This window comes from Alkalibacterium kapii, assembly GCF_007988865.1.
Classification (GTDB): domain Bacteria; phylum Bacillota; class Bacilli; order Lactobacillales; family Carnobacteriaceae_A; genus Alkalibacterium; species Alkalibacterium kapii.
This window is the reverse complement of record NZ_BJUY01000035.1, coordinates 1-10,413: the sequence shown is the minus strand read 5'-3', so window position 1 is coordinate 10,413 and position 10,413 is coordinate 1. Positions and strand designations below refer to the sequence as shown.

Annotated in this window: 11 protein-coding genes; 1 reads left to right on the top strand and 10 read right to left on the bottom strand. The window is 35.9% G+C overall.

Annotated features, from left to right (window positions below; translation table 11 throughout):
- Window positions 1-170 precede the first annotated feature (170 nt).
- From AKA01nite_RS08800 to AKA01nite_RS08765, 8 genes are all read right to left on the bottom strand, one after another.
- A complete protein-coding gene (locus tag AKA01nite_RS08800) occupies window positions 171-1,382 on the bottom strand; it encodes a phosphopentomutase (protein WP_146924955.1) in 1,212 nt (403 codons plus the stop codon).
- A 1-nt stretch (window position 1,383) separates the two neighbouring features.
- Complete coding sequence (locus AKA01nite_RS08795; protein ID WP_146924954.1) at window positions 1,384-2,544, bottom strand: YhfX family PLP-dependent enzyme; 1,161 nt, start codon at window positions 2,542-2,544, stop codon at window positions 1,384-1,386.
- Between the two features lie 13 nt (window positions 2,545-2,557).
- Window positions 2,558-2,911, bottom strand: coding sequence for a hypothetical protein (locus tag AKA01nite_RS08790; RefSeq protein WP_146924953.1), 354 nt, complete (start codon window positions 2,909-2,911; stop codon window positions 2,558-2,560).
- Between the two features lie 16 nt (window positions 2,912-2,927).
- Window positions 2,928-3,851: a GntR family transcriptional regulator YhfZ gene (yhfZ, locus tag AKA01nite_RS08785; protein ID WP_146924952.1), complete on the bottom strand. Its 924-nt coding sequence runs from the start codon at window positions 3,849-3,851 to the stop codon at window positions 2,928-2,930.
- On the bottom strand, window positions 3,844-4,965 hold the full coding sequence (locus AKA01nite_RS08780) for an aminotransferase class V-fold PLP-dependent enzyme (protein WP_146924951.1): 1,122 nt from the start codon (window positions 4,963-4,965) through the stop codon (window positions 3,844-3,846). The genes yhfZ and AKA01nite_RS08780 overlap by 8 nt, the downstream gene beginning before the upstream one ends.
- A gap of 12 nt (window positions 4,966-4,977) precedes the next feature.
- Window positions 4,978-5,850 (bottom strand): phosphotriesterase family protein, encoded by an 873-nt coding sequence (locus AKA01nite_RS08775; RefSeq protein ID WP_146924950.1) that lies wholly within the window; start codon window positions 5,848-5,850, stop codon window positions 4,978-4,980.
- Between the two features lie 75 nt (window positions 5,851-5,925).
- Window positions 5,926-7,227 (bottom strand): YhfT family protein, encoded by a 1,302-nt coding sequence (locus AKA01nite_RS08770; RefSeq protein ID WP_146924949.1) that lies wholly within the window; start codon window positions 7,225-7,227, stop codon window positions 5,926-5,928.
- Window positions 7,228-7,240: 13 nt separating this feature from the next.
- Window positions 7,241-7,609, bottom strand: a complete 369-nt coding sequence (locus AKA01nite_RS08765) for a DUF2620 domain-containing protein (RefSeq protein WP_146924948.1) — start codon at window positions 7,607-7,609, stop codon at window positions 7,241-7,243.
- Window positions 7,610-7,881: 272 nt separating this feature from the next.
- Between AKA01nite_RS08765 and AKA01nite_RS08760 the strand changes: the two genes are divergently transcribed.
- Window positions 7,882-8,904, top strand: a complete 1,023-nt coding sequence (locus tag AKA01nite_RS08760) for an amidase family protein (protein ID WP_146924947.1) — start codon at window positions 7,882-7,884, stop codon at window positions 8,902-8,904.
- Window positions 8,905-9,275: 371 nt separating this feature from the next.
- Here the strand turns inward: AKA01nite_RS08760 and AKA01nite_RS08755 are convergent, their stop codons facing one another.
- Window positions 9,276-10,016 (bottom strand): hypothetical protein, encoded by a 741-nt coding sequence (locus AKA01nite_RS08755; protein ID WP_146924946.1) that lies wholly within the window; start codon window positions 10,014-10,016, stop codon window positions 9,276-9,278.
- Between the two features lie 30 nt (window positions 10,017-10,046).
- Window positions 10,047-10,340, bottom strand: coding sequence for a hypothetical protein (locus AKA01nite_RS08750; protein WP_146924945.1), 294 nt, complete (start codon window positions 10,338-10,340; stop codon window positions 10,047-10,049).
- Window positions 10,341-10,413: the final 73 nt, after the last annotated feature.

Sequence of the window (10,413 nt, the reverse complement as noted above, 5' to 3'; positions counted from 1 at the left end):
GGTATATTATTTTTATAATTTAACTTAGCAAAATATCAAAAGACCTTTACACAGGTATATTAAGTGTAAAGGCCTTTTGACTACTCATTCATAAATATAATAATTTTCTCAATTACTACCTATAACTCAAAATTCTTACTCATTAAAACATTTAAACATTAACTTATTATTTAAGATAACTCATTTAAGAATGACTCTCCATTTGCTGGCTTCTCAACATTAAAGTACTCACTAGCAGTTGCGGCTACATCGGACATTGTCTGTCGATTTCCAATATGTTTATTTTCCTTACCTTCAGAATAAATCAGCAATGGTACACGCTCTCTTGTATGTTGACTGTGGCCAATGGTAGGATCGTTTCCATGATCGGCCATTACGATCAATATATCTTCTTGTGTCAACTTTTCAAGCAGCTGCCCGATATTCTTATCACTGAGTTCCAACCTATTAGCATAACGATCGACATCCTCAGCATGTCCGGCTAAATCTGTCTCCTGAATGTTCAAACAAATGAATCCATGGTCGATTTCATCCACTTGTGTCATTAGCTGATCAAACAAATACTGAGAATCGACACCTGGAAAAAGACGGTTACTTTTAGTTTGTACGATATCTGCTACTTTCCCTATGAGTGAGACGTCGATATCTACTCTATCAAGTATCGTTGGAATCTGCACATCCGGATTAATACCATAACCCAAATGAACAACTTGGTATCCTTTGTCATATACACCGGATTCTGGAGCGTCCACTCCTGCAAATGTATCATCAATAACTTTACGGGCGGCAAGTAAGTCTTTCAGCGTTACATTTTCACCGCCAAATGTAATAACTCGAGAAACTTTTACAACATCTCTGACGGCTTTGCCGATAGCTGTCAATTCTCCAAAAGAAATAATATCCAGACAACCCGATACATTATACACTTGTCCTAAATCAGTTTCCAAATTATCTCCCACAGTTACGCAATCATTTACGACTAAAATTTTAGGTTCACTATCTGAACCTACTTTTTTCACTGAATAACCTTCTTCAGTCAAATGGGCTTCGACCTGATCAATTGATTCACTGAAAGGTTCATTTAAAGGAATTGGAGGAATTGTTCCCATGATTTCCTGATGACCTAAAAAAGAATCAGCACCCTGATGAGATAATTTGGACGTCCCCCAATTCGCTCCTTGAGCAAACTTGAAATTTTCCCATTCTTCACCGATAGAGTTCATCAGTCCTAAATTCAATAAATTTGTAATTTTTATTTCAGGCTTCTTTTTTATGATATGAAGTGCTGTATTACTTCCAATATCCTGGTCTCTGACTTCTGGTACGTCTTCCATTGCGCCCACACCGAAGCTATCCAGTACGATAACTATAAATTTTCCCATACTAATTCCTTTCTAATTTTCTTCCTTGGCTGGTATAAATACCGACAAGCTCTGGATTATTACTGTTTAATCCCTTTACAAGTGCAACCTGACTGCGAGTAACAAAAATTTGTGTACGTGCAGCCATGATAGCTGTTGCACCCACTGTCTGCTTTCCATTTATTTCAAGGTAGTAGTCAATATTATCACTTGGAAAAGGTTTAACTTTACTTTGAGTCCTCTTACCTTCTTTATCTATCAACACATTTTCAAGATTTCCCCGTGCATAATAGCCGCCACCAAAAACAAACGCACTATTACTACTGTTATGAGATATTTCACTTACATAAACGTACGCAGGCTTTTCTTCAAGCTCTATATCTGCATGCATTGGTGAAGTTCCTGACAACGCATGTCCAGGCTCTCCTTGAGTTCCTTGTATCTCTTCAATAAGAGGCAATGTTTTTATGGAAGTTGCGGAGGGCACATTCATGTCTACTATATTGAAACCATTGTTTTCCATCATTTTTTTTGCTTTTAACAATGTCTGGACGTTATGAGTCAGTTTGAAATCTTTTATATCTTTATCATATAATATACACGGGAATGAAGTTAATCCTGCAATCTCACAATATTCAAACGATCTCATTGTCTTAAGTTTTTCTCTCAGTTTATCTAATTGAAACCCGCCATATTGACCTGGATATAAAGAATCATTATCATCAATGATTCGTAGCATTATTTTTTGTTTAATATTCAATTCTTCTGCTACTCTATTGACTTGTCTTAATTTTTCCATAGAATAAACAGTTATATAATCTACACCGTATATAATTATTTTTTTTATGAAGTGTGTTGGTAATTGAACAAGATGTCCTACGTTACCTATTGGAATATTATTTTCCATCATGATTTCAGCTTCTCTGAAATCGACGACCACTGCTTTCTTTATTCCTGCTTCAATAATTGTTTCAGCAATTTTTGGATTACGTCCAATTTGTTTTGTCATGAAATAAAGTTCGATCCCTAAACTATCTGCTTTTTTCACCATTTTTTCTGCATTCTCTTTTATTTTATCTAAATCTATAACATAGGTATCCGGTAAAATAATGCCTCTTTGGTGAAGAGAAACAGCAAAATCAATCAATTCCGGATTGCGCTTCTTTACCATCTCCAAGAACATGTTATCGTCTCCTCTACTGCTTTTCTCGTAACAATGTAACTAAATGAAGATGGAAATAGCCTTCTTCGTTGGATTCAAATTCTGCCGGTGCAAATGTTTTCAGTTCATCCCATAACTTTTTAGCTTGATCATAATTTTCATCTGATTGTATGTCTGATAAAATCATGTCATCAACACCGTCAATTTTTTCATCTGTATTCTGACGTGCTGTTGCCATAGCCAAATGTGTGATTAAAACGTCTGCTTCATTATCTTCTTTAATAACTTTCTTCTTTTTTAGATACACCAAAGCTTCTTGAGAATAATCATATGCAGCTTGATTGATCACATTCGTTTCTTTTAATATGTCTAATTTTTCCTGGATCATTTTAGTTCTCCTTTATCTAGAATCTTGGAACAATTTGTCCCGTTTTTACTTTATGTTGAATATCATGCATTTGTTCAATGGATATATTTTTTTTGAAAAGAGACTGTATCATTAAGCGTTCATGGGAACAGACTATGACCGCCTCACTTATACTTTTATGATAGTCTTTTACCGGTATATCAACATAATTTAAATCAGTAAAACCCTTTTCAACAATTTCATCATAATTCCAGACACCCGCATCGATTTCGTTTTCTCTAATAGCATGTATCAACTGATTAGCTGGATAATTGACAAGGGTCACATCTTTACCTTCCACCAGATCTTTGGTCAAATGATAATGATCGAGTGAATCCTCGTCGATTCCCACTTTCATACCGTCCTCAATCTCGTTTTTTCCTTCTTCAGAAAATATCAAAATATGTTTAGACAAATAGGTGTTTGCACCAAACTCTAATGCGATGGAAATATTCGAATCATTTTTCATTTCCTCTTCGGCAGCAAATCGAGAAACAACTGCAAAATCATAGGTGCCACTTTCTGAAGCTTCAATACGCTCTTTAGCTCCTCGAATAAATGCTAAATTAAGTTTGATATTCTGATTGTTGAACATTGTATAAAGACCAGTTGCTAGTCCTTCATAAAGTTTGGAATAAGGTAAGGGCATAGTACCAATTATTCTTTGTGCGGATGAATATGTTTGCAATTTTTTATAATCGATTTGTTCAATAAAAGTACCCAAGTGTCCCCTGCTTTTCGTTTTGATTGCTTCTTCTTTTTTTAAAAAGGATAAAGCATTTTGAACAGTACCTCGAGAAAGATTATACTTTTCCTGAAGTTCATTCATAGTCGGTAAGCGGTCATTGACGCTCAATAAATATATCTCTGCGGCAATTTTTTCAATCGCAATACCTTTTTTCTTGAAAAATAACTCACTCATTTCTGCTCTTCCCTTTATCTTTTATTACGTTTTGAATAGCTTCGCTTAATAGACGTTTGACTGTTTCTGGGCCTGACCGCATTGGATTGATTCTGATCATACGATCTTCAAGTGATGGATCTGATTCTAAAAAAGTATGCGATACACGATAAAACATAGGGACGATTTCATATTTCGATTCTGCCCCAACAGGATAAGGCGCAGCTCCTAACTGTCTGGCTTCTTTAAGTACTTCTTTCGCAATTGGATCGTTCAATTCAATAAGTAGTACTTTAGATTGTGCATTGGCTATCATCGCTCGTTTAACACCTTTAACAGCATTCTGATTGAGATCATCACAAATATCCTGAGTTGTTTCTGCCGAAATCGCCAAGGAAACAGGTGCATATGTTAGACCTCTGAGTACATCTAAAGCTTCGTGACCCTGAACCTGCAAGCCGCCGGAGTAATTATCCTTTTTCAACTCAGATATCAGCTCTTTTTCTCCAACAATACAGCCAATACCCTCTGGACCTAATAATTTAAATGTTGAAAAACAGGATAAATTTGCTCCCATTTCCACACCGATTTTTGGTATTTTCATAACGGCATAATTATCATCAGTCACAATAGGCAGTCTTGGCTGCAACTCTTTCATTAGCTTAATAACTTCCTGAGAGTCATATCGATCATTCGGTTTTTGTCTAGTCAGTTGTACCAGGGCACCATCGATTTTTTCTTTTTTCAATAGGCTCCTTAACTTGTCTTGATCATTAAAATCCACTTTAACTACACCGATATTGAACATATCCAATGTTACTTTAGTCGTTGGATAAATCGGGGCGTCATGAATAAGTAGTGTTCCACCTGGTTTAACAGCTTTATATAAGGCATATCGAATAGCCATCGTTCCAGATCCTCTGACAAGCATGCAATCTTCTGCTTTGAAAAAGTCAGCAATCACCCGCTCAACATTTTTTGTTGTCTCGGGTTTGTTTAATCCAGGAACAACTCCCAGGTCACCGCGGGTCAGCATCTCATTACCTGGAAAAACGTTTGTTATACAGTCAACTAACCTAAATTGCTTTAGCATTGCTTCTTTTACACTTATACTCTCCAATGGAAATGTCTGCATATTATCCCTCCTTTAACCATAAAATGTTTTAGGGTTATCTTTGAGCATATTTTCAATAAATCGATCGGATATATCATTTTCTTTCATCAATGGAACAAAGGTGTCAAGAAGATAGGAATATCCCAAGCCATCATTAACTTTCAAATGAGAACGGCGGGTAATATCCATAGATAAAAAGACCTTGTCAGTGTATCCTTCTGCTTCAATACGTTGTAGCATCTTAACACGAGTCATATCAGGCATATAATTTTCTTTACCTACTGTATCAAATTCGACATAAACGCCTTCTTTCAAAAGTCCGAGTACATAGTCGATGTCACCTGTCAAATCTACATGTCCAATGACAACGCGACTGAGATTCATTTTTTTTGACTTGAAGAAGTCAACTTGCTCTTTGCCAAATGTACCTAAGGTCGTATGAGTTGTAATTGGAACATTCGTCTTTTTGTGAGCAATGGCAGCTGCTTCAAAAACCTTTCGTTCACGTCTTGTCATCTCGTTTTTACTTGTCCCGATCTCGCCTATTAAAGATGCTTTGATATCTGTTCCATCTATTCCTACTGTAATATCTTTAATCATCATATCAGCGAGTTCTTTTACTGTTTTTGTTTCAATATAACCTGGTAGAAATTTATCTTGATACCATCCAGTAGATTGCAAAATATTTAAGCCGCTAGCTTTTGCAACACGTCTCACATAATCTGGATTCCGCTTCATCCCTCTTACTGTTACATCAATTATATTTCGCACACCTTTATCGTATAAGGTTTTGTATTCTTCGACAGTTTCATCAAATAAATTCAAATTCGTATCTTCTGTCTTTTTCAGCGAAGACAAATCGATTGTCGTATGTTCATGCGCGTAAGTGTAGCCTTCTATTAACATAAATGTTCTCCTTTATTCTCTCTATTTCAAGTAATAGGAAAGAGGCCGGTTTGAGAACCCAGCCTCTTAAATTATCTATGCAGCTGGTGCCCAAAGATTTAATAGGAAGAGAATGTTTACTATGATTCCCAACACTATAGCGGCTACAGGCCCAACAGCCATGTCGACTAAAGGTTTTTTGGCCGTACGGTTCAAGAGGTACACTCCAATAACCCAGAAGAAACCAATGCCTGGTGCAATCTGTTCACTCGCTAAAGCCCCACCTATAAGCAGCGCCACTTCTAAAACACGGTTCATAGCTGAACGAATATGTTCGCCCATTTCTCTAACACCAGGAAAACGATCCAAGCCTTTAGCTGCACCGCTTAATAAAGAAATTTCTATTAACATCACGAGTGCTCCAAGTATAAATGCGAAAATAGGGTTACCTTGAAGTAAAATACCTACCACAAATACAAATGTCGCTCCGGCAGGACTGTATACACCTGTAACTATAGCCGTTGAAAATACTAATGGGATAAAGCCGATTCCACGTGCAAATGCAGCAAGTGCAGCTTCACCGAACTGGCCACCATCTATTAAACTTAATGAAATGGGATCGCCGGCAATCAATGTCAAACTGGTTGCAGCAGCTACTAATCCACCAGTTAAAGAAAGTAGAATCATATTTTTCCTGATTTTCTTTACACGTTCAGCAAAAATATTTACCAAGTTCTGGTTGTCAGTAGATTCACCCTTCACTCTTATAGCAAAGACTAACATGAATATCATCCCGGTAAGTAACGTCATTCCCTCTGCACTAATAGTTACTGCTTGCCCACCAGGTAATGTAAATGTTCCAAACTGTCTAACAAGAATCAAGACAAATGCACTAACTCCAGCAGTAAGTGCCCCCTTACCAAAACCATGCTGGTAAGCGACAGCAATACCAGGGAATAATGAGAAAGCGACAACAATCGGATTCCCAACAGCTCCTAAAGCATCAAGGAAGTTGACCGGTAACATTGCGAATATATCAACGATAAATTGCAAACCTAATGTTAAACCGATCCCCCAAGCAGCTCCTAAAACACCTGCTAAAACTAATCCTAATTTAGTATTTGGTGTCCAAGTACCAATAATATCTGTCATTAACAGTACACTATGAATAAGTAAAATACTTGCACCAATAGAAACTGGAATACCAAAACCGATAACTAACCCAAAACTAACTGCGAAACTTGTTGCAGCAAGTTCCTGTCGGCTGATGGCATGATCATCAAAATACTCAGGTAAAATTGGTCGTAACCCATCGTTAAAAACGGCGATCCCTTTATTTGTTAACATTGTCGCCATAGCACCCAGCGCTCCAATAACAACTAACTGTAGTATATCCATTTTTCAGTCTCCTTTATTCTTCTTTTTTAAGAATTTCTTTAATAATAACAGGTATAACTTTCTCTTTATGCTGAGCTGTAAACCCAAAGGCTCTTTTTCCTGCCTGTACTTCTTCTGCAATTTTTTCATCCGACATAATATTGCCTGGCATAGAAACTGTAGCAGTGTTTTTTCGACCTATCATTGCAATGGCCATAGCTAATGCACCACCGCCACCTGTATTACAAGCACCAAAATAATAATCTGCCTCATTCTTCTTCAGTGACATTGCTGCATCTAAATCACTTTTCACTACAACTTCAGCTTTATCTCCTACATTTTCTTCTACAATTTTAGCGACTTCTTTTTTATCAATTTGTCCACCCACTACAATTTTGATCATAGAAATTCTCCTTTTTTCATTTATTTCAATTTACATTTTTTTGTAAATTGATTTTTTAAAATATTATCTATTAACCACTCGTTTAAATAGATGTGTATAAATACGTTCCTACTTCAAAACGTCAAGATAATTGCTCTTAGTCCTCCTCTCCTCGAATTTACAATAATTAATAAATTGAAACGCTTTCTTATTCACAGTATAGTATGATGGTTTCTTTTTTGCAAGGTTTAATTTAAACTTAAATAAACAAATAGTAAAAGGATGAATTTATAATGAATACAGATGATATTCGATACTTAGCTAAAAAATCATTTATTGCTTTACAAAATCCTTATCACTCCGTAGTAAAAGTTTACCCACAAATCATCGACAAGGTATCAAGTATACCTTTTTCATATGTTGGAGTAAAAAATAGACCTGAGATTCCTCATTCTCTTTTAGATATATTTGAGGCAACGGGCCGGTATGGTTTACACACAATAGATAATTATAGTTTGGGAGGTAGAGCAATAGATGTTAAAATTAAAAATCCGATTACCGGAAGTCCTATGACTGGATCTTCCAGCGGTACCGCGATCAATGTCCTGACAGGAATCAATGACTTAGGCATCGGCACAGACGGCGGCGGCTCTGTGTTGGCACCAGCCATGTCACTAAATCTATTTAGTTTTATTTCTCCAGCTATATGCAAGGAGCATACCAGTAAATTTGTGAAACACTCGACCGATTCTCATTCCTTCACACCTTCAATTGGGTTTATCACTCGAGAGTTTGAAGAGTTGAAACAAGCTATTCAAGTAATCTCCCCTAATCCGATTTTAAAAGATGATAATAAACAAAAAAAGATTCTTATTTTAAATGATATTGATCAAATAGACAGTTTAAAATCTTATGACATAAAAACAGCTGAGATAAACCTCAATAATTCACGAGAAAGTCTTATCACTTTTCTCGAAAAGAACCTCACTAAATACGACATGATTTTATCCAAAGAAGGTCCTGTTGACTTTCAAGGTTTAGGAGATACAGTGCTTGGACATATGGGAAATAAGGCCGTAGCCCATCAACATAAAGGGAATAAAGGTCTCATCAGAGTAGCTAATATGGCCGGTGCAGCTGCAGTGACTATCCCTACAAGAGATCATGCAACTTCTTGTATTCTTTTATGTAACGATTCACCTCAAAATGTATGGACTATGTTGGAATTAGCTTCCAAATTGTCATTGCAACAAGATGAATTACTTAAACAATATTTCATGAATTTTGATCATTACTTTTCTGAAGAATTTAGATAATATTTTTTTCTTATTTACAAAAATTGAACTTCCTTGATAAGCTTCGTTACTTTTGGTATGAACTTCTTAAGCTACCGTGTTTCTTTAAGGAGTAGAGCAATTTTTCGTCTAAACTCCTTAAAATAATCGATTATCTTAAGGAGTTTCTCTTTTAATCGAGTCAACTTCTTCAGATAAACGAAAAGAACACGGTAAATTTAATACAGTGACTAATTTTACACGTAGAAATAGAAAAAACGTTTCATCTGCTGAATAAAACAGATGGAACGTTTTTTAGTGGTGATGTATGGGTTTCTAGTTCACTTTCTCATTATTAAGCTGAGCTCACGGGTGGCACTATTTTAGAATCTCTTTTACAAAATCAAGATACACTATCCAGATGTTTCAAAATTAAAGTTATTTCTTACTTCCGCATACAGCTGGTCAAGTCCTTTGGTATCTCCATGAATTTCCATAATGATAATCTCTGCAACTTGTTCGACGGTGAAAAGACTGAATGGAAGGTTCAAACGTCCTTTTAGATTATAGACTCTATTTTTCAATTCTTCATCAGACAACACATTTTCCAGCTTGTGCTTTTTGATTTTTTCTAAAACTTCTTTGGATATTTTCGCACTGGATCTACTGTATGGGAAGTAGTTGTCTACATATTTTTCCAGATATTTCATACTGAAACCGTTTGAAAGCCCACTTAAATCGAGCCTCGCCACTTCTACATAATATGATAGAGCAGTATCAGAACCATCTTCTTCTAGAAACTTTGCCATAGCCAGGCGGTAATTGCGGTACATTTCCAGATCAGATTTTTTATAGCATTTGAGACTCTGATTATGTAAGTACTCCCAGACAATATTCTTATAATAATAGCCAGGGTGCTTTTGCACTTGTTCATTTAAAAACCAGATATCCAGTCCTTCTATATTGTTTCGGTGAATATAAGCTATATGTTTTTCCTTTTCAATGACTTCTTTGCCTAAATCAGTGAGTTCATACGTGCGGTCTGTAAACAATCTACTTAACTCATTTGTGTTGATATCCTCCAATATACGTTTTATAAGCTGATTTTTTTCTCCATGAAAATCCAGATTATTAGCTAGTAAAATATTTTTCAAACTATCGAGAGACTCATTGGCAATCGTTGTTTACAATGATCCTATTTTTAAAAAGCCTTTTTTTCTTAAAGATTTTAAAAGTTTATCCACATCTTTTATCCCGTATCTGTACCACCAGAATGGCGGAAATTTATTGGTTTTTGTATAGTAGTCCGGTGCATAGGATAAGAGAAGAATTTCATGAGGATACAAACCTGTTGTATTGGGCTTCATTTTTTTGAGTCGTTTTTTGATGGGAATTACTTTAGGTGCTGTGCGGTAGGTATTTGATCTGTTCTGTACTGACAGCCCGTTTGCTTTCTTTGGCCTGCTTAAAAGTCCCATTGATAGTCACCCTTCTATTTTTTGAGTATAGGATTTTGATCATTTGTGATGAGTTATACTAATTAAAAGTATA

Coding starts and splice junctions, on each gene's coding strand:
- AKA01nite_RS08760 (WP_146924947.1), top strand. CDS start 7,882: ATGAATACAGATGATATTCGATACTTAGCTAAAAAATCATTTATTGCT.
- AKA01nite_RS08780 (WP_146924951.1), bottom strand. CDS start 4,965: ATGCAGACATTTCCATTGGAGAGTATAAGTGTAAAAGAAGCAATGCTA.
- AKA01nite_RS08765 (WP_146924948.1), bottom strand. CDS start 7,609: ATGATCAAAATTGTAGTGGGTGGACAAATTGATAAAAAAGAAGTCGCT.
- AKA01nite_RS08790 (WP_146924953.1), bottom strand. CDS start 2,911: ATGATCCAGGAAAAATTAGACATATTAAAAGAAACGAATGTGATCAAT.
- AKA01nite_RS08800 (WP_146924955.1), bottom strand. CDS start 1,382: ATGGGAAAATTTATAGTTATCGTACTGGATAGCTTCGGTGTGGGCGCA.
- AKA01nite_RS08770 (WP_146924949.1), bottom strand. CDS start 7,227: ATGGATATACTACAGTTAGTTGTTATTGGAGCGCTGGGTGCTATGGCG.
- AKA01nite_RS08775 (WP_146924950.1), bottom strand. CDS start 5,850: ATGTTAATAGAAGGCTACACTTACGCGCATGAACATACGACAATCGAT.
- yhfZ (WP_146924952.1), bottom strand. CDS start 3,851: ATGAGTGAGTTATTTTTCAAGAAAAAAGGTATTGCGATTGAAAAAATT.
- AKA01nite_RS08795 (WP_146924954.1), bottom strand. CDS start 2,544: ATGTTCTTGGAGATGGTAAAGAAGCGCAATCCGGAATTGATTGATTTT.
- AKA01nite_RS08750 (WP_146924945.1), bottom strand. CDS start 10,340: ATGGGACTTTTAAGCAGGCCAAAGAAAGCAAACGGGCTGTCAGTACAG.